Annotated in this window: 15 protein-coding genes and 1 pseudogene; 4 read left to right on the top strand and 12 right to left on the bottom strand. The window is 72.4% G+C overall.

Features of this window, described 5'->3' with window-relative positions:
• Positions 1 to 5 precede the first annotated feature (5 nt).
• Positions 6 to 602: a TetR/AcrR family transcriptional regulator gene (locus BZZ08_RS16725; protein ID WP_104633025.1), complete on the bottom strand. Its 597-nt coding sequence runs from the start codon at positions 600 to 602 to the stop codon at positions 6 to 8.
• A gap of 258 nt (positions 603 to 860) precedes the next feature.
• Between BZZ08_RS16725 and BZZ08_RS16720 the strand changes: the two genes are divergently transcribed.
• Positions 861 to 1,898 carry an aldo/keto reductase gene (locus BZZ08_RS16720; RefSeq protein WP_104633024.1) on the top strand — a complete coding sequence of 346 codons (1,038 nt, stop codon included), beginning with the start codon at positions 861 to 863 and terminating at the stop codon, positions 1,896 to 1,898.
• 3 nt (positions 1,899 to 1,901) lie between these two features.
• Here BZZ08_RS16720 and narI read toward each other — a convergent pair whose 3' ends face one another.
• The 6 genes from narI to BZZ08_RS16690 all read right to left on the bottom strand — a co-directional run bounded on the left by narI (position 1,902) and on the right by BZZ08_RS16690 (position 10,805).
• Positions 1,902 to 2,615 carry a respiratory nitrate reductase subunit gamma gene (narI, locus tag BZZ08_RS16715; RefSeq protein WP_104633023.1) on the bottom strand — a complete coding sequence of 238 codons (714 nt, stop codon included), beginning with the start codon at positions 2,613 to 2,615 and terminating at the stop codon, positions 1,902 to 1,904.
• On the bottom strand, positions 2,612 to 3,268 hold the full coding sequence (narJ, locus tag BZZ08_RS16710; protein WP_104633022.1) for a nitrate reductase molybdenum cofactor assembly chaperone: 657 nt from the start codon (positions 3,266 to 3,268) through the stop codon (positions 2,612 to 2,614). Before narJ ends, narI begins: the two co-directional genes overlap by 4 nt.
• Complete coding sequence (gene narH / locus BZZ08_RS16705; protein WP_198601529.1) at positions 3,265 to 4,893, bottom strand: nitrate reductase subunit beta; 1,629 nt, start codon at positions 4,891 to 4,893, stop codon at positions 3,265 to 3,267. Before narH ends, narJ begins: the two co-directional genes overlap by 4 nt.
• Complete coding sequence (locus tag BZZ08_RS16700; RefSeq protein ID WP_198601528.1) at positions 4,893 to 8,600, bottom strand: nitrate reductase subunit alpha; 3,708 nt, start codon at positions 8,598 to 8,600, stop codon at positions 4,893 to 4,895. The genes narH and BZZ08_RS16700 overlap by 1 nt, the downstream gene beginning before the upstream one ends.
• A gap of 216 nt (positions 8,601 to 8,816) precedes the next feature.
• Positions 8,817 to 9,602, bottom strand: coding sequence for an SDR family oxidoreductase (locus tag BZZ08_RS16695; protein ID WP_104633021.1), 786 nt, complete (start codon positions 9,600 to 9,602; stop codon positions 8,817 to 8,819).
• A 162-nt stretch (positions 9,603 to 9,764) separates the two neighbouring features.
• Positions 9,765 to 10,805 carry an NAD(P)-dependent alcohol dehydrogenase gene (locus BZZ08_RS16690; RefSeq protein ID WP_104633020.1) on the bottom strand — a complete coding sequence of 347 codons (1,041 nt, stop codon included), beginning with the start codon at positions 10,803 to 10,805 and terminating at the stop codon, positions 9,765 to 9,767.
• 167 nt (positions 10,806 to 10,972) lie between these two features.
• Between BZZ08_RS16690 and BZZ08_RS16685 the strand changes: the two genes are divergently transcribed.
• A complete protein-coding gene (locus BZZ08_RS16685) occupies positions 10,973 to 11,848 on the top strand; it encodes a helix-turn-helix domain-containing protein (RefSeq protein ID WP_104633019.1) in 876 nt (291 codons plus the stop codon).
• An 84-nt stretch (positions 11,849 to 11,932) separates the two neighbouring features.
• Here the strand turns inward: BZZ08_RS16685 and BZZ08_RS16680 are convergent, their stop codons facing one another.
• Both BZZ08_RS16680 and BZZ08_RS38995 read right to left on the bottom strand, forming a co-directional pair.
• The gene (locus BZZ08_RS16680) at positions 11,933 to 13,177 is read right to left on the bottom strand and encodes a L,D-transpeptidase (protein ID WP_104633089.1); all 1,245 of its coding nucleotides are present in this window, start codon (positions 13,175 to 13,177) and stop codon (positions 11,933 to 11,935) included.
• A gap of 230 nt (positions 13,178 to 13,407) precedes the next feature.
• Positions 13,408 to 13,761 carry a hypothetical protein gene (locus tag BZZ08_RS38995; protein WP_198601527.1) on the bottom strand — a complete coding sequence of 118 codons (354 nt, stop codon included), beginning with the start codon at positions 13,759 to 13,761 and terminating at the stop codon, positions 13,408 to 13,410.
• Positions 13,762 to 13,870: 109 nt separating this feature from the next.
• On the opposite strand from BZZ08_RS38995, the gene BZZ08_RS38990 reads away from it, so the two are divergent.
• Positions 13,871 to 14,200, top strand: a complete 330-nt coding sequence (locus tag BZZ08_RS38990; protein WP_198601526.1) for a hypothetical protein — start codon at positions 13,871 to 13,873, stop codon at positions 14,198 to 14,200.
• Positions 14,201 to 14,360: 160 nt separating this feature from the next.
• Here the strand turns inward: BZZ08_RS38990 and hutH are convergent, their stop codons facing one another.
• The 3 genes from hutH to BZZ08_RS16660 all read right to left on the bottom strand — a co-directional run bounded on the left by hutH (position 14,361) and on the right by BZZ08_RS16660 (position 18,307).
• Positions 14,361 to 15,899 carry a histidine ammonia-lyase gene (hutH, locus tag BZZ08_RS16670; RefSeq protein WP_104633017.1) on the bottom strand — a complete coding sequence of 513 codons (1,539 nt, stop codon included), beginning with the start codon at positions 15,897 to 15,899 and terminating at the stop codon, positions 14,361 to 14,363.
• A 93-nt stretch (positions 15,900 to 15,992) separates the two neighbouring features.
• Complete coding sequence (locus BZZ08_RS16665; protein WP_198601525.1) at positions 15,993 to 17,141, bottom strand: GGDEF domain-containing protein; 1,149 nt, start codon at positions 17,139 to 17,141, stop codon at positions 15,993 to 15,995.
• Between the two features lie 365 nt (positions 17,142 to 17,506).
• Entirely contained in the window at positions 17,507 to 18,307 is an 801-nt protein-coding gene (locus tag BZZ08_RS16660) for an enoyl-CoA hydratase/isomerase family protein (RefSeq protein ID WP_104633016.1), read from the bottom strand.
• 211 nt (positions 18,308 to 18,518) lie between these two features.
• Here BZZ08_RS16660 and BZZ08_RS16655 point away from each other — a divergent pair.
• Positions 18,519 to 18,733 (top strand): annotated as a pseudogene (locus tag BZZ08_RS16655) (hypothetical protein); the annotation flags it as partial.

Genomic DNA, 18,733 nt, shown 5'->3' with positions numbered 1-18,733 from the left:
CGGGGTCAGCCCCCGTCGCGCAACCCCGCGACCAGTACCCCCGCCAGTTGACGGGCGTCGTAGCGCGGGTCGGGGGTCTCGGCGCCGATGCAGAGGTTGCCGACGCCGCGCATGAGGGCGATGGCCGGTACGTCGGTGTGGATCTCGCCGGAGGCGGTCGCGGCGGCGAGGAGGTCGGTGCACACGGGGACGAGGCGGTCGAGGAAGTACGCGTGGAGGGCCTCGAAGCCCGCGTTGTCGGACTGGAGGACCGCGGCGAGGCCGTGCTTGGTGACCAGGAAGTCGACGAACCGGTCGATCCAGGTAGCGAGGGCGGCGTACGGGGTGGGGCTGCTCGCCAGCAGGGCGGGGCCGGCCTCGGCGCAGGCCTCCACCTGGTGCCGGTAGACGCCGATGATGAGGTCCGCCCGGGTCGGGAAGTGGCGGTAGATCGTGGCCGTCCCGACGCCGGCCTCGGCCGCGATGTCGCGTACGGGGGCTTCCACGCCCGCCCTGACGAACACCGCGGCCGCGGCGTCGAGCAGGGACTTCTCGTTGCGCCGGGCGTCCGCGCGCTTGGGCCGGGAGGCTGCCTGCCCCGTCGCCGCTTCGCCGTCCTTCACCGATTCCGTCCCTTCGCCGTTCCCGATCCCGGTGTCATTCCCGTCCCGTTCCGTTCCCGTTGCCGTTCCCGTTGTCGTTCTCGCCGTCGTCGCCGACGTATCGACCGCCGCGGTTGCTAAACGGGACAGTGTTCCGTATCGTTGGGCGAGTAAACGGGACGGTGTTCCGCTTGGTCTCTCCATGATGCCAGAGCGTCGAGCCCGCCACCAAGTCATGCCTCGCCCCCTACGCAGGCCACCCCCAGTGGAGGAACCGTCATGCAGTACCGCACCTTGGGCCGCACCGGTGTGCAGGTCAGCTCGCTCGCGCTCGGCGCCATGAACTTCGGCAGCATCGGGCGCACCACCCAGGACGAGGCCACCGCCCTCGTCGACGCCGCCCTGGAGGGAGGGATCAACCTCATCGACACCGCCGACTGGTACAGCGGCGGCGAGTCGGAGGAGATGGTCGGCAAGGCGATCGCCGGGCGCCGGGACGACATCGTGCTGGCCACGAAGGCGTACATGCCGATGAGCGACGAGCCCAACCACCGGGGCGCCTCGCGCCGCTGGCTGGTCACCGAGCTGGACAACAGCCTGCGCCGGCTCGGTGTCGACCACGTCGACCTCTACCAGATCCACCGGTGGGACCCGGACACGAGTGACGAGGAGACCCTGTCCGCGCTCACCGATCTGCAACGGGCCGGGAAGATCCGGTACTTCGGCTCCTCGACCTACCCCGCCCACCGCATCGTCGAGGCCCAGTGGGCCGCCCGCGAGCACCGGCTGAGCCGGTACGTCACCGAGCAGCCCAGCTACTCCGCCCTCCAGCGCGGGATCGAGAGCCATGTCCTGCCCGTGACCGAGCGGTACGGGCTCGGCGTGCTGGCCTGGAGCCCGCTGGCCTCGGGATGGCTGTCGGGCGCGGTGCGCGCCGGGCGGGAGGTCGCCACGCACCGGTCGGCGATGCTGCCGGAGCGTTTCGACACCGCGCTGCCCGCCAACCGGGCCCGGCTGGACGCCGTCGAGAAGCTGGCCGCGGTCGCGGACGAGGCCGGTCTCACCCTGATCCAGCTGGCGCTCGGCTTCGTCACCGCGCACCCGGCCGTCACCGCCGCGCTCGTCGGGCCCCGCACTCTGGACCACCTGCGCTCCCAGCTCGCCGCCGCCGACACCGTGCTCTCCGACGACGTCCTCGACGCGATCGACGCCATCGTCCCGCCGGGCACGGATCTGGCCGCGCACGAGAAGTTCGACGCCACACCCGCGCTGCTCGACCCGGCCCTGCGCCGTCGGCGCCACCCGGCAGACCGCTGAGCGTCAGCGCACCGGCCGCCCCGCCCGCACCTCGCCGCGACCCCGGGAGCGGTACACGACGTACGGCCGCACCAGGTAGCCCAGCGGCGCCGTGAAGGCGTGGACCAGGCGGGTGAAGGGCCACAGGGCGAACAGGGCCATGGCGAGGAGCGCGTGCAGGCGGTACACCAGCGGCGCCTCGGCCATGGCGGTCACGTCCGGGTCCAGGGCGAACAGGCTGCGGAACCAGACGGAGACGCCGAGCCGGTAGTCGTACGTGGACTCGGCCGTCGCGCCGGAGGCGGTGGCCGTCAGTCCGGCGAGGACGACCGTGATCAGCACCGGGTAGACCACCCGGTCGCTGCGGCTGGTCGCCGCCCTGATCGCGGGGGTGCGCAGGCGGCGGTACAGCAGGAGGGCGAGGCCCGCGAACGTGGCCAGGCCCGCCGTGCCGCCCGCGATCAGGGCGTTGGCGTGGTAGAGGTGCTCGCTGACGTGGAGGCGGTCGGTCAGCGACTCGGGGACCAGGAGGCCCGCCACGTGGCCGGCGATCACGAACAGCAGGCCGTAGTGGAAGAGCGGTCCCGCCACCCGCAGCAGCCGGCTCTCGTGCAGTTGGCTGGAGCGGGTGGTGAAGCCGAAGCGGTCGTAGTGGTAGCGCCAGGCCGTGCCCGCCACCAGCACCACCAGCGTCAGATACGGCAGGACGCCCCACAGGGCGATGTGCAGGTGCCTCATCGGCGGGCTCCTTCGTCGTTCGACCGGGGCTGGGCGGGGAAGGGCCCCAGGACGTCCAGGCCCACCGCCTCGGCCGGCGGGCCGGTACGGGTCAGGCGCAGGGCCTCCTCGCGGCTGGCCGGTGCCTGGCCGGGCAGGCACCGGCAGACGGCCTGGAGGAGGGCGGCGTAGGGGCTGCGGTGGGCTTCGAGGGCGTAGCGCAGGACTTCGATCGCGGCACGGTGGTCCGTCAGCAGGGCGGTGCCCGCCTCGGGGATACGGGCGGCGAACTCCAGCATCAGCGGCAGGAAGTCGGGCAGCTCGTCGTCCGGGGGCAGCCAGCCGTGGGTGCGGTACACGGACTTGATGCGGGCCAGTGCGGCGCCCCGGCGGCGGGTGTCGCCGTCGGTGTAGTAGGTGAGGTAGAGGCAGCGGCGGCGGCTGCGGTCGAAGGTGGCGACGTAGCGGGCGGCGACGGCGAGGGGGTCCTCCCGCTCCGCCCGGTCGCAGAACGAGAGCAGGAGCTGGATCTCGGGGCCGGGGAGTGCCGCGACCGTCTCGCGGACGGTGCGCGGGCGGCGGGGCCAGTCCCGGTCCGGGTAGCCGAGGAGCAGGGCGGCGGCCTGGAAGACGACCGGGGCGTTGGCGGTGTTTCCGGTACGGCTGCGGCTCACAGCTCGGGCTCCGTCCGCACGGTGCGCGGGAAGAGGCCGTCCGGGCGTCCCTTCCCGTTCCAGTTCAGGAGGTTGACGCGGCCGCGCAGGGACGTGGCGGTGCCGGAGGAGTCCGCGGTGGGTGGCGCGTGGAAGGAGTCCGGGTCGAAGTCCCCGCCCTCGGGCATCATCCCGGGCCCGCCCACGCCGTCCAGGCTGCAGCCCGCTCCGCTGCCGCCGGGGTCGGGGACGGAGCCGGTGTAGGCGGTCGGGATGACGTACCGCTCGTCGTACTTGGCGAGGGCGAGCAGCCGGTACAGCTCCAGGATGCCCCGCTCGTCAAGACCGACCGCCTCGGCGATCCGCGGGTCCTGTTCCTCGCCGAGGTTGACCCGCCGCATGTGGGAGCGCATCGCGGCCAGCCGGCACAGGGCGGCCTCGACGGGTCCGGGATCGCCCGCGGTGAAGAGTTCGGCGAGATAGCCGAGGGGGATGCGCAGCGTGTCGATCGCGCCGAACAGCGCGGCCGGGTCCTCCCCGTCGTGGCCGCTGCCGGTGAGCGCGTCGACGACCGGGGAGAGCGGCGGGATGTACCAGACCATCGGCATGGTGCGGTACTCCGGGTGCAGCGGGAGCGCGACGCGGTAGCGGCTGATGAGGGCGCCCACCGGGGAGCGGCGCGCGGCCTCGACCCAGTCGTGCGGGATGCCGGACGCCTCCGCCGCGCGGGCCACCTCCGGGTCGTCGGGGTCGAGGAAGCAGCCGAGCTGGGCCTCGTACAGGTCCTTCTCGTCGGTGACGGAGGCGGCGGCGCCGACCTTGTCGGGGTCGTAGAGCATGACGCCGAGGTAGCGGAGGCGGCCGACGCAGGTCTCGGAGCAGACCGTCGGGTCACCGGCCTCGATGCGCGGGTAGCAGAAGGTGCACTTCTCGGCCTTGCCGGTGGCGTGGTTGAAGTAGACCTTCTTGTACGGGCAGCCGCTGACGCACATCCGCCAGCCCCGGCAGCGGTCCTGGTCGACCAGGACGATGCCGTCCTCGACGCGCTTGTACAGGGCGCCGGAGGGGCAGACGGCGACGCAGGACGGGTTGAGGCAGTGCTCGCAGATGCGGGGCAGGTAGAACATGAACGCCCGCTCGTAGTCGAGGCGGACCTGCTCGCTCATCCGGGCCAGCAGCGGGTCGGCGGCGAGCTGGTCGGGGCCGCCGCCGAGGTCGTCGTCCCAGTTGGGGCCCCAGGTGATCTCGGTGGGCCGGCCGTCGATCAGGGAGCGGGGCGGCGCGGTGGGGATGTCGTCGCCGAGGGGGGCGGTGGTGAGGTTCTCGTAGTCGTAGGTCCAGGGCTGGTAGTAGTCGTCGAGGGTGGGGAGGTCGGGGTTGGCGAAGAGGCGGGCGAGGCGGCGGGCGCGGCCGCCGCTGCGCGGGACGAGGCGCCCGCCCTTGAGCTGCCAGCCGCCCTTCCACTTCTCCTGGTCCTCGTGGCCGCGGGGGTAGCCCTGGCCGGGGCGGGTCTCGACGTTGTTGAACCAGACGTACTCGGTGCCGGTGCGGTTGGTCCAGGTCTGTTTGCAGGTGACCGAGCAGGTGTGGCAGCCGATGCACTTGTCGAGGTTCATGACCATCGCCACCTGTGCCATGACGCGCATCAGTACGTGACCTCCTGGGAGCGGCGCCGGATCGTGGTGACGGCGTCGCGCTGGTTGCCGGTCGGGCCGTAGTAGTTGGGGGCGAAGGAGAGCTGGCCGTAGCCGCCGATGAGGTGGGTGGGCTTGACGAGCAGCTTGGTGAGGGAGTTGTGGACGCCGCCCCGGCGGCCGTTCGCCTCCGACTTGGGCACGTTCACCAGGCGTTCCTGGACGTGGTACATCAGCACCGTGCCGTCCGGGACGCGGTGCGAGACGATCGCGCGGGCGACGACGACGCCGTGCGCGTTGACGGCCTCGACCCAGTCGTTGTCGGCGGCGCCGATCGCGCCGGCGTCGGCGGGGCTCATCCAGATGACGGGGCCGCCGCGGGCCAGGGTCTGCATCAGCAGGTTCTCCTGGTACTCGGAGTGGATGGACCACTTGGCGTGCGGGGTGAGGTAGCGCACGGTGACCGCGCGGCCGTCGCCGGCCGAGGTCGGGGCGTCACCCAGCTCGGCCAGGTTCAGCGGGGGCCGGTAGACAGGGAGTTGCTCGCCCAGCTCGGCCATCCAGTCGTGGTCGACGTAGAAGTGCTGGCGGCCGGTGAGGGTGTGCCAGGGCTTCTTGTGCTCGGTGTTGACCGTGAAGGGCGAGTAGCGTCGGTCGGGCGCCTCCTTGCCGGACCACTCGAAGCTCGCGCCGACCTGCACGGGCCGTTCCTGGGTGTCGGAGAAGACCACCCGCCGCTCCCTCACCGACGCGGCCAGCTCCGCGAGTCCGGCGCCGGGGCCGACGCGGTCGGCGAGCCGGTCGAAGCCCTCGGCCGCGAGGCGGCCGTTGGTGGTGCCGGACAGGGCGAGGATCGCCTCGCAGAACTTGACGTCGGTGTCGAGCAGGGGGCGGCCGTGGGCCGGTCCGGCGGGGGCCGTGCCGCAGCGGGCGGCGAGCCAGCGGGCCTCCTCGTGCGGGTTGACGGTGACGCCCTTGACGGTCATGCCGTGTTCCTCGGCCAGCGGGCCGAAGGCGGCGAGCCGGTCGGCGAGGGCCGTGTAGTCCCGTTCGACGAGGGTCACGTTCGGGGCGTTGCGGCCCGGCTCGATGGGGGTGCGGCCGTCGCGCCAGTCGGTGACCCGGCCGCCGGGCTGAGCGGTCTCGCCGGGGGTGTCGTGCTGGAGGGCGGTGGCGACCAGGTCGTGGGCCGTGTCGAGGCGGCCGGCGGCGAGTTCGCCGAAGCGGCGGGCGAGGGAGTGGAAGATCTCGAAGTCGGTGCGGGCCTGCCACGGCGGGTTGATCGCGGGACTGAAGGCGTGCACGAAGGGGTGCATGTCCGTGGAGGACAGGTCGTGCTTCTCGTACCAGGTGGCGGCGGGCAGCACGAGGTCGGAGAAGAGCGTCGTGGAGGTCATCCGGAAGTCGAGGCTCAGCAGCAGGTCGAGCTTGCCCTCGGGGGCGTCGTCCCGCCAGGCCACGGAGCGCGGCCGGTGTCCGGGCGGTGCCTCCTCGGCGGTGGCGCCGTCACGGGCGCCGAGCAGGTGGCGCAGGAAGTACTCGTTGCCCTTGGCGGAGGAGCCGATCAGGTTGGCCCGCCACACGGTCAGCACGCGCGGCCAGTTGCGGGGCGCGTCCGGGTCCTCGCAGGCGAAGTCGACGGCGCCCGAGCCGAGTTGCTCCGCGATCCAGTCGCCGGGTTCCTGGCCGCTCTCGCGGGCGCGGCGGCCGAGGTCGAGCGGGTTGGCGTCGAAGGTCGGGTACGACGGCATCCAGCCGAGCCGGGCCGACTGGGCCACCAGGTCGGCGGTGTGGAGGCCGGCGAGGGTGCCGGGCGCGGTGGGTGCGGCGAGGGCGTCGGCGGCGTGGGACTCGTACCGCCACTGGCCGGTGTGCAGGTACCAGTACGGGGTGCCCGCCATCTGCCGCGAGGGCCGTACCCAGTCGGCAGCCGTGGACAGCTGCTGCCAGCCGGTGTACGGGCGGACCTTCTCCTGGCCGACGTAGTGCGCCCAGCCGCCGCCGTTGACGCCCTGGCAGCCGGTGAGGATGAGCAGGGAGAGGAAGGAGCGGTAGATGGTGTCGGAGTGGAACCAGTGGTTGGTGCCCGCCCCCATCACGATCATGCAGCGGCCCCGGGTCTGCTCGGCGGTGCGCGCGAACTCCCGGGCCGCGCGGACCGCCGCGTCGGCCGGGACGGAGGTGATGCGCTCCTGCCAGGCGGGGGTGCAGGGGTCGTCGGCGTCGTCGTAGCCGCCGGGCCAGTGACCGGCGAGTCCGGGGCGGGCCACGGCGTACTGGGCGAGCAGCAGGTCGTAGACGGTGGTGACGAGCCGGCCGCCGACCTCCCGGGCGGGTACGCCGCGCACGACGGTGGCGCCCGGTTCGTCGAAGCGGGGCAGCACCACCTCGACACCGTTGTCACCGCGGCCGTCGGTGTGCCTGTGCAGGGTGAGCAGCGGGTCGGCCCCGCCCAGGTCGAGATTCCAGCGCCCCTGGCCGTCCTTGCCCCACCGGTCGCCGAGGGTGCCGTTGGGCACGACCACGTCGTCGGTGTCGGCGTCGATCAGCACCGGCATCCAGGCCCGCGCCCCGGCGTCGGCGTGCCGGCCGAGCCCGAGGTCGGCGGCGGTGACGAACTTGCCGGGCGTGTAGCGGCCCTGCGCGTGCTCGTCGAGGGCGACCAGGAAGGGCAGGTCGGTGAAGCGCTTGACGTAGTCGGTGAAGTACGGCACCTGGCGGCGCACGAAGAACTCGGTGAGGAGCACGTGCCCCATCGCCATGGCGAGCGCCCCGTCGGTGCCGGGGTGCGGGTGCAGCCACTCGTCGGCGAACTTGGTGGCGTCCGCGTAGTCCGGGGAGACGACGACGACCTTCTGGCCCCGGTAGCGGGCCTCCGCCATCCAGTGGGCGTCGGGGGTGCGGGTGACGGGGACGTTGGAGCCCCACAGCATCAGGTAGGCCGCGTCCCACCAGTCCCCCGACTCCGGTACGTCGGTCTGGTCGCCGAAGACCTGCGGGGAGGCGATCGGCAGGTCGGCGTACCAGTCGTAGAAGGAGATCATCGGGGCGCCGATGAGGGAGTGGTAGCGGGCGCCGACCGCGTGCGAGGCCATCGACATGGCGGGGATCGGGGAGAAACCGGCGACGCGGTCGGGGCCGTACTCGGCGATGGTGTGCACCTGGGCGGCGGCGGCGATCTCCAGCGCCTCGTCCCAGTCGACGCGGACGAAGCCGCCGTGGCCGCGGGCGCGCTGGTAGCGGCGCCGCTTGTCGGGGTCACCGGTCAGCTCGGCCCAGGCGGCCACGGGGTCGCCGCCGTGCCGGCGTTTGGCGTCCCGGTACATTTCCACCAGGACACCGCGGGCCAACGGATGGCGAACGCGCGTGGGCGAATAGGTGTACCAGGAAAAGGAGGCGCCGCGCGGGCAGCCGCGGGGCTCGTACTCGGGCCGGTCCGGGCCAACGCTCGGATAATCCGTCTGCTGGGTCTCCCAGGTGATCAGACCATCCTTGACGTACACCTTCCACGAGCAGGACCCCGTGCAGTTGACGCCGTGCGTGGAGCGCACGACTTTGTCATGCGCCCACCGCTCCCGATAAGGACTGTCATTGACTTTCTGGTCCGTGCGGTACACGGCCCTCAGATCGAGGGTGGTCGGGGACTTCCGTAGCAGCTGACCGGCCTTCAGCAGCCGGTCCGCGGCGTCGGCCGCGGCCTTCGCCCTGCTTCGCACCACGTTGCCATCTCCTTGCGAACGCGACGGAGCGATGCCCGCCGGGTTTCGCCGGGCATGCTGTGTGCCGCTTTCAGCATCGCGCCGGAATTCGCAGCAGAAACGATATTCCAGCACCCTTTGCGGAGGTGGGGGCGAAGGTTTTGATTCGCTTTGCAATAGTTGTCATGCGCATATTCTTGAGCGCCGCCGACTTTCGGCCATAAAGGCCCGGAGAACCTATGAGGCAAACCGTTCCGCCAGGAATTCCGCCCACGTCAGCTTGCCGACCTGCGCGTCTTCCAGCGTGAGGTTCTCGCCAGAACGGTACGCGCGACCCGCTTTCCCGGGAATGCGCACCGGCAGCTTCGGGCGCCGGCGTCCGCCGCGCAGGTCGAGATAGGAACGGGCCAGCGTGGCCAGATCGTGGACCTCGGGGCCGGTCAGGTCGGGGACCCGGCCGGACGGCCCGGCCAGGGTCAGCTCGGCCAGGCGCGCGGCGACCTCGCGGGCGGCGACCGGTTGCAGGCGCAGCCCGCCCGGGGCCGGGAGGACCGGCAGCCGGGTCATCTTCTCGATCATGGTGAGGGTCAGCTCGTGGAACTGGGCCGCCCGCAGCACCGTCCAGCCGATGCCCGAGCCGGTGACCGCCCGCTCCGACTCCAGCTTGGTGCGCAGCCAGGCCAGCGGGACCCGGTCGGCGCCCACGACCGAGATGTACACGAGGTGACGTACGTCCGCACGCACGGCGGCGTCCACCAGGGTGCGGGTCGCCCCGTCGTCGCCCTTGGGCCCGCCCGCCAGGTGCAGCACGGTGTGCACGCCGTCGACGGCGGCCTCGACACCCGCGCCGGTGCGCAGGTCGCCGGTGACGTACGTGACGCCGTCCGCGTCGGGGCGGGGGCGCCGGGTGAGGACGCGCACCTCCTGTCCGGCCGCCCGCAGCAGCGGGACGACGTGGCCGCCGAGAGTGCCGGTGCCGCCGGTGACGAGGAGGGGCGTCGTGGAGGTCGAGGGGTGGGTCATGGCTGCTGCTCCCGGTGTCCGTGGCGTCCGGGGAGCGGGGTGGGAGCCGATGTGGGACCGCCCCGCCCGGGCGCCCGCCGAATGTGGTGGCGGTATGACCCGGGGCGGGGCGGCTGTGTGACAGGGCGGAGGGAAGAATCCGAGAAAACTTCCCCCGGGGGATCAGATCGTCGCGGTGTCGATCACGAAGCGGTAGCGCACGTCGCTGGCCAGGACCCGCTCGTAGGCCGCGTTGACCTCGGAGGCGGCGATCAGCTCGATCTCGGCGCCGATGCCGTGCTCCGCGCAGAAGTCCAGCATCTCCTGGGTCTCGGCGATGCCGCCGATCATGGAACCGGCGAGGGACTTGCCGCCGCCGAGCAGCGCGAACAGGTTGAGGGAGACCGGCTCCTCGGGGGCGCCGACGTTGGCCAGCGTGCCCTCCGTCTTCAGCAGCCCCAGGTAGGCGCCGAGGTCGAGGGGGGCCGAGACCGTGGAGACGATCAGGTCGAAGGTGCCGGCCAACTCCTCGAAGGTGGCCGGGTCGCTGGTGGCGTAGTAGTGGTCGGCGCCCAGCTTCAGGCCGTCGTCCTTCTTGCGCAGGGACTGCGACAGCACGGTCACCTCGGCGCCCAGGGCGTGCGCGAGCTTGACGGCCATGTGGCCGAGGCCGCCCAGGCCGACGACGGCGACCTTCTTGCCGGGACCCGCGTTCCAGCGCTTGAGCGGGGAGTAGGTGGTGATGCCGGCGCACAGCAGGGGCGCGGCCTCGTCCAGGGAGATGCCCTCGGGGATGCCGAGGACGAAGTTCTCGTCGACGACGACCTTCTCGGAGTAGCCGCCGTAGGTGGGCTCGCCGTCCTTGCCGATGCCGTTGTACGTCATCACGTTGCCGCCCGTGCAGTACTGCTCACGGCCGGCCTTGCAGTTCTCGCACTCGCGGCAGGAGTCGACCATGCAGCCGACGCCCACCCGGTCGCCGACGGCGAACTTGGTGACGCCGGGGCCGACCTCGGAGACGATGCCCGCGATCTCGTGGCCGGGGACCATCGGGAAGATGGCGTCGCCCCAGCCCTCGCGGACCTGGTGGATGTCGGAGTGGCAGATGCCGGCGAACTTGATGTCGATCAGGACGTCGTGTTCCCGCACCTCGCGCCGCTCGATGGTGGTGCGCTCCAGCGGCGCCTTGGCGGCGGGTGCTGCGTACGCGGCGACAGTGGTCATGCCGGGTTCTCCGGGATTCTCTCGACGTGACTGGGTGATGCTTCCACCCTGCCTGCGCCCCGCTGATCCACCCAGACCACCGCTTTGCGTACGACCGGCGTGCGTACCACCGACGGGGTCAGGCTCGTGTGCGTACGACCGGGAATACCTCCGGCGATACTGGAGGCATGGATGGACAGCTTGACCGGCGGGCCGAACTGAGCGAGTTCCTGCGCACCCGGCGGGCGCGGCTGAAGCCGGAGGACGTGGGTCTCGAGTCGTTCGGGCGGCAGCGCAGGGTGCCGGGGCTGCGGCGCGAGGAGCTGGCACAGCTGGCCGGGGTGTCGGTGGCGTACTACACCCGTCTCGAGCAGGGCAACGGGCAGAACGTGTCGGCGGAGGTTTTGGACGCCATCGCCCGCGCGCTGCGGCTGACCGACGCGGAGCAGGCCCACCTGACGCACCTGGCGAAGCCGAAGCAGCAGCGCAGGCGGAGCGGGGCCCCGCGGGGCAAGCAGCCGGTGCGGGTGGCGCTGCTCCAGCTCCTGGAGTCGATCGACACGGTGCCGGCGTACGTGACGGGCCGCCGCTCGGAGATCCTCGCCTGGAACCGGATGGCCGCCGCCCTCTTCGGCGACTGGGGCAAGCTGCCGGCCGCCGAGCGGAACTGGGCGCGGCTGGTCTTCCTGAACCCGGACTACCGCGAGCTGTTCGTCGACTGGGACCAGAAGGCGTACGACATGGTCAGCTTCCTGCGCATGGACGCGGGCCGGCATCCGGACGACCCGCGGCTGTCCGCGCTGGTGGGCGAGCTGTCGGTGAAGAGCGAGGAGTTCCGGCGGCTGTGGGCCACGCACGACGTCAAGGAGAAGAGCTACGGCGTCAAGCGGATGCGGCACCCGCTGGTCGGTGACCTGACCCTGTCCTTCGAGACGTTCCGCCTGGTCGACGACGACGAGCAGGCCTTCGTCACGTACCACGCGGAGCCCGGCTCCCCGTCGGCGGACGCGCTGCGGATGCTGGCGAGCTGGGGCACGGAGGCGGCGGCCTCGCTGCCGACGTGACGAGAGGCACGGGCGCCCGCCACTCCCGTGCGGGGAGTGGCGGGCGCCCGTGCGAAGTGCTGTCGGCCCTCGGGGAGTCCGGCGTCAGGCCGCCGAACCCGCCTTCCACTGGGCCCAGTCCATGTTCCAGCCGTTGAGGCCGTTGTCCGGGGCGATGGTCTTGTCGCCGGTGTTCTGGACGACGACCACGTCACCGATGATGGAGTTGTTGTAGAACCAGGCGCCCGGCGTGTTCGGGTCGTTGGCCCCCTTGGCGTCCTGCAGGCCGACGCAGCCGTGGCTGGTGTTGACGCTGCCGAAGATGCCCTTGCCCCAGTAGTTGCCGTGGATGAAGGTGCCGGAGGTGCTCAGGCGCATGGCGTGCGGCACGTCCTTGATGTCGTACTCGCCCTTGCCGTCGTCGTCGGTGAAGCCGACGGTCGAGCCGTCCATCCGGGTCTCCTTGAACTTCTCGGAGATCACCATCTGGCCTTCGTAGGTCTTGTTGTCCGGGGAGCCGGCGGAGATCGGGATGGTCTTGACGGTCTTGCCGTCCTGCGTGACCTTCATCTGCTTGGTCTTCGCGTCGACGTAGGAGACCTGGTTGCGGCCGATCTTGAAGGTGACCGACTTCTGCTGGACGCCGTAGACGCCGTCGGCGCCCTCGACCCCGTCGAGCGCCAGCTTGAGGGTGACGGTGGAGCCCTCCTGCCAGTACTTCTCGGGGCGGCAGTCCATGCGCTGGGTGGAGAACCAGTGGCAGGCGACCTCCTGGCCGCTGCTGCTGTTGACCGTGATGCCCTTCTGGACGGCGGCCTTGTCGGTGATCTGCTTGTCGAAGCTGATCGACACGGGCATTCCGACGCCGACGGTCTCGCCGTCGTCCGGGGTGAAGGTCCCGATGAAGCTGTTCTGGGGGGAGACCGTGGTGAACGACGCGTTCTCGTGGGCGGCGCGGCCCTCGGAGTCCTGCGCGGTCGCCGTGATCTGGTACTTGGTGGCGCGCTCCAGCTGACCGCTGGGCTTCCAGCTGGTCTTGTCGGCGGATATCTCGCCCTTGACCTCGGTGCCGTCCGAGGCGGTCATCTTCACCTCGGTGAGCGTGCCCTTGCTCACGGTGACACCGGCGGCGTTGTTGATGGAGGCGTTGTCCGAGCCGCCCTTGGGCGTGATCTTGATCTGGGCCTCGGACGTCTTCTTGGCCGCCGCTTCGTCGACCTCGGCCTGCGAGGTCTTGTCCCCACCCCCGGAGGTGCCGGCGTCGCTACTGGAACATGCCGAGAGCACCAGCACACCGCCGAGCAGTGCGGACGCGGCCATCAGACCCTTGCGCCGCTTACCGTCCGTCATCACACGCTTCTCCATCGTTGCCGATTCCCGAAACCCCGAGATACCCCGTCAATAACTTTCAACGCTACGACCGGTTCGTCCCGTTCCACATCGCTCACGGGTGTGGGGCATGCCACGTTTGCCGCCGGAGGCCGGGGCGGTGCGGGCAGGTGTCGGTCAGTGCGCACCGTGAGACGACGAAACCCCGGGCGGCGGTTGCCGCCCGGGGTCAGTATTTTCCCCACGGTGCGTCAGCCGACCGTCATTTCTTCGTCTTCCGGGTCGTTCTCGCCGCCATCATCCTCGTCGAGGTCCCACTCGGGCGAGTCGGGGTCATAGTCGATCTGCTCGCTGCTCCAGGACGCCTGCCGGAGCTCGACCCCGGGCACCACGCTGACCAGGTCGAACGGGTCCACCAGATGGGCCAGGGCCTCGGCGGTGTCCTCCGTCACAGCGCGCTCGGAGTCGGCCCGTTCCGCGTCCGGCAGCTCGGTGTCGTCGGCGAGGGCCTGCAGCGCGGCCCCGGTGACGGCCTCCTCGTCGTCGACCTCAAGGACCAGCTCGACGCGAATCCGTACAAACCGTGATGTCTCAGGAGTGCTCATGCCCGGAGCGTAAGGCCGACCGCTCCCGTGACTTTCCTGTGACCCGCGCCTTTCACTAACATCTGCCCACACGGCCAATTCGCCAGCGCCACAAGGGGATCGATATTCCGTGTCATCCGCTCGCCGTTCCTTGCTGACCGCCGCCTCCGCGGGCGGTCTGCTGTGTGCCCTCTGGTTCGTCCCGTCGGCGAACGCGACACCTGAGACACCGGTGCTCGAGTCCGCTGCCGCGACCCCGTCCCCGCAGGTCACGGCCCAGGCGAGAGCCGCCTCGGCGGACACGTCCACGGAGGCGGCGACGACCGGCGAGGGCACGACCCGGCTGGCCGACACCGGCAGCTTCGACAGCACGCCGTACGTCGTCGGCGGCGCCCTCTGCCTCGGCCTCGGCGCCGGCTTCGTGGGCTACTCGGTACGCCGGGAACGCCTCGGCTTTTGAGAGAACTTGACGTTCTTTTGGCGCTCTTGACCGTCCGGGTCCATCCCTGACCGTCCGGAGCGCCCGGAGCTCCCAGAATTTCTGCGGGCAGCACGAGGGGCCCCGGCGTAACCCCGCCGGGGCCCCTCGGACACGTCACGATCCGCCGGCTCACCTCCTGCTAGCGCAGCGGCCCCGTGACCGTCTCCGCCGCCGCGACCAGGTGCCCGGCGCGCACGAACGCGTCCGCCGCGGCGAGGTCGGGCGCCAGGTAGCGGTCCGGTCCCGGACCCTCCACCCCGGCCGCCCGTACGGCGTCGATGACGGCCTGCGACGCGGGCGCCGGGGTCAGTCCCTCGCGGAGCTGGATCGCGCGCGTGGCGGCGTACAGCTCGACGGCGATCACGCGCGCGAGGTTGTCGACGGCCGTGCGCAGCTTGCGCGCCGCCGACCAGCCCATCGACACGTGGTCCTCCTGCATCGCGGAGGACGGGATGGAGTCCGCCGAGGCCGGTACGGCGAGCCGCTTCAACTCGCTGACCAGGGCGGCCTGCGTGTACTGGGCGATCATCAGACCGGAGTCGACGCCCGCGTCGTCGGCGAGGAACGGCGGCAGTCCGTGGCTGCGGTTCTTGTCCAGGAGCCGGTCGGTGCGCCGTTCGGTGATGGAGCCGAGGTCGGCGGCGGCGACGGCGAGGAAGTCCAGCACGTAGGCGACCGGGGCGCCGTGGAAGTTGCCGTTGGACTCCACGCGGCCGTCGGGCAGGACCACCGGGTTGTCCACGGCCGCGGCCAGCTCGCGCTCGGCGACGAGACCGGCGTGGGCCATCGTGTCGCGTCCGGCGCCCGCGACCTGCGGGGCGCAGCGCACCGAGTAGGCGTCCTGGACGCGGGGGGCGTCGTCCTGGTGGTGCCCGGTCAGGCCGGAACCCTTGAGCACGGCGGCCATGTTGGCGGCGCTGGCGGCCTGCCCCGGGTGCGGGCGGATGGCGTGCAGCTCGGGGGCGAGCACCTTGTCGGTGCCGAGCAGGGCCTCCATGGTCAGGGCGGCGGTGATGTCGGCCGACTTGTAGAGGGTGTCGAGGTCGGCGAGGGCCATGATCAGCATGCCGAGCATGCCGTCGGTGCCGTTGAGGAGGGCGAGGCCCTCCTTCTCGCGCAGTTCGACCGGGGTGATCCCGTGCGCGGCGAGCAGCTCACCGGCCGGCCGAACGGTGCCGTCGGGGCCCTCGGCGTCGCCCTCGCCCATGAGGGTCAGCGCGCAGTGCGACAGCGGGGCGAGGTCGCCGGAGCAGCCCAGCGAGCCGTACTCGTGCACGACCGGGGTGATCCCGGCGTTCAGCACGTCGGCCATGGTCTGCGCGACCTCCGGGCGGACGCCGGTGTGCCCGGAGCAGACGGTCTTCAGCCGCAGGAACATCAGCGCGCGGACCACCTCGCGCTCGACGCGCGGGCCCATCCCGGCGGCGTGCGAGCGGACGATGTTGCGCTGCAGCTGGGCCCGCAGCTCGGGGCTGATGTGCCGGGTCGCCAGGGCGCCGAACCCGGTGCTCACGCCGTAGACGGGGTCCGGCTTGGCGGCCAGCGCGTCCACGATGCCGCGGGCCGCGGCCAGGGCGGCGACCGCGTCGTCGGAGAGTTCGATCCGGGCGCCGCCGCGCGCCACGGCGAGGACGTCGGACGCGGTGACCCCGGCCGTCCCCACCACCACAGTGTGCATATCCATATTCAGGAGCGTACGCAGTGAATTCGATGATGTCACGAGGGGATGCGTCACGGATGCGCGCCCGTGGCGCCCCTTACCGGACCGGCGTCACGGCGAGTGCCGCCCGCGGAACCGCCTGCGCTCCCCGTCCTCCTCCCGGGAGGGCTGGTCCGCGAGCCGCACGACGGGGTCGTCGGGCCCCTCGCGCCCCGCGACGACCGGCCCGGCCGCGCGCTCGGCCTTGGCCCGGTACTGGGCGGCGTCGGCGAGCCGGAACAGCCGGCGGGCGGAGCGGACGGGCCCGACCGGGTCCTCCGTGGACGCGACCCCGCAGGCCACGCCGTCCCCCAGCTCCAGCTCGGCCGCCCGGCGGCACAGCTCCTCGGCCGCCTTGACCACCGCGTCGGCGGACGGTCCGACCGCGAGCAGACAGAACTCGTCCCCGCCGAGCCGGGCCGCGAGCGCCCCGGGCAGCATCGCCCCGCACAGCGACAGCACCGACCCGAACCGCTCCAGGAGCCGGTCCCCGACCGCGTGACCGTGCGTGTCGTTCACCCGCTTGAGGCCGTTCAGATCGCACACGACGAGACTGACGACGACGCCCTCCTCGCGGTGCCGCTCGACGGCCTCGTCCAGCGCGGAGTCCACGGCGCGGCGGTTGGCCAGCCCGGTGAGCGCGTCGGTGTACGCGAGCCGCCTGACCTCCTCGAGCCGCTCGGTCTGCGCTATCCCGGCGGCGACGACGGAGGCCAGCACGGTGGCGAAGTCGGCGTCGGCCCGCTCGAAGACCCGCTCCCCCACCGGCCGGGCCACGTACAGCTCGCCCCAGGCCCGCCCGTGCAGCACGATCGGGGCGACCACGCAGCAGCCGCGGCCCCGGCGGCGCAGCGCGGCGACACGCTGGTGGACGTACCCGGGACGCCCGGCGGCGGGCCCCGCGGCCGTCTCGACCCAGGCGTCGGGCTCACCGCCGCCCGCCCACCGTTCGTGCAGGAACTCGGTGATCTCCGCGAACTGGTGCACCGGGTAGGACTCGTCCTCCGGGAACTCCTCCTCGCCCTCGGCCCGCCGGCCGACGTTCACGAGCACCCGGAGCCGTCCCAGCTCCCGCTCCCACACCGACAGCGCGGCGAAGCTGCCGCCCAGTGCCAGGCACCCGCCGACGGCCGCCGCCCGCCACGCCTCACGCGCGCTGTGCGCGGCGGCCATCCCCTGCGCAAGCGCCACCACGGCCGCGAGCCGCCTGTCGTCACCCATCACTCCAGGCTAGGGAAATTCACGAAGAAACGTTACGTAAACGGGGCGAACCGGGCGATTGTCCTCGGCCCAGGCAGCGCCCCGTCACGGGGCCCGCCCGACGATGGCGGGTGCGGGGCGGCGGCGAATCGCGGCGAACGACGGCCGACGACGGCCCGGGCGGACGACCCGGATCCGGCGACCGCAGGCGGACAGCCCGGATGCCGGACGATCATCGGCGGACGACCCGGATACCCGGCGGCCCTGGACGAACGGCCCGGCTGTCCGGCGACCCCGGGCGCGCAGCCCGGGGCCCGGCGACCCCGGGCGCACAGCCCCGATGGCCGGGCGGTGTCATCGGCCGTCGGCGCGGCTGTGCGGGCGGCTCACTCACCCGGCCACTGCGGTGCCCGCTTCTCGTTGAACGCGGCCACGCCCTCCGCGCGGTCCCCCGAGAACGCCACCGAGCGCCACGCCGCGTCCTCGACCTCCAGCCCGGCGCGCAGGTCGAGGCCGTGCCCGAGGCGCAGCGCGCGCTTGGCCGCACGCAGTCCCACGGGCGAGTTCGCGGCCATCCGGGAGGCCAGCTCCAGCGCCTCCTGACGGTCCCGCCCCTCCTCCACGAGCTGGTCCACGAGCCCCAGCTCGCGCGCCTCCCCGGCCGCCACCCGCCGCGCCGTGAACACCAGCTCGGCCGCGCGCGCGGCCCCCACCCGGCGCGGCAGCAGCTGGGTGCCGCCGCCGCCCGGGATCACCCCGACGGACACCTCCGGCAGCCCCACCACGGCCGTACGGTCGGCCACGATCACGTCGCACGACAGCGCCAGCTCGAAGCCGCCGCCCAGCGCGAAGCCGTGCACGGCCGCGACCGTCGGCACCGGCAGTTCGAGGACCGCGGTGTACGCCCCCCGCGTCACCGGCCGCTGCCGCAGCAGGTCGGCGTCGGAGAACGAGTTGCGCTCCTTCAGGTCCGCCCCCACACAGAACGCCCGCTCGTGCGTCGAGGTCAGCACCACCACCCGCACGTCCCGGTCCTCGCCCAGCGCCGCGCAGGCCGCGCTCACGGACCGGGCCATCGCGGTCGAGACGGCGTTCATGGCCTTCGGCCGGTCGAGCGCGAGCTCCGCGACATGCCCGTCCGCGTGCCGCCGCACCAGGACGAACTCTCCGAACCGCTCCTCGCTCATGACACCCTCCGGTTAACGCGTGTTAACAGTCGACCACCCGATCATCGCAGGCGGACCCGCGCGGGGAAAGGCCGGACCCACCCCCTCCGTACGCCGGCCCCGCCCACCCGTTCGAGTGACATGCGAGCGACCGCCGTACCCCGGCCCGCGGCAGACCGTAGCGTCGCTCCGCCACGGCGCAGCGGGGGCGCGTGCGCACCGGGGAGGGATCATGACGACGACCGGCACACCGACAGAGCCGCGGTACGCGTGGGGCCGCCGCGGCCGGCACCGCCGTCCCCGCCCCCGCAAGGTGCTGCTGGCCGCCGGTGGCCTCGCCCTGGCGGCGGGCGCCCTGAGCGTCGTACGCCTGCTGCCGGAGCCCGGCGGCGGCCTGGAAGGCTTCGGCGCCGAGGCGGGGCCGCGCGTGGAGAGCGGCGGCCGGGG

This window comes from Streptomyces sp. MH60 (assembly GCF_002939385.1).
Lineage (GTDB): Bacteria > Actinomycetota > Actinomycetes > Streptomycetales > Streptomycetaceae > Streptomyces.
This window is presented reverse-complemented; position numbering and strand designations above follow the sequence as displayed.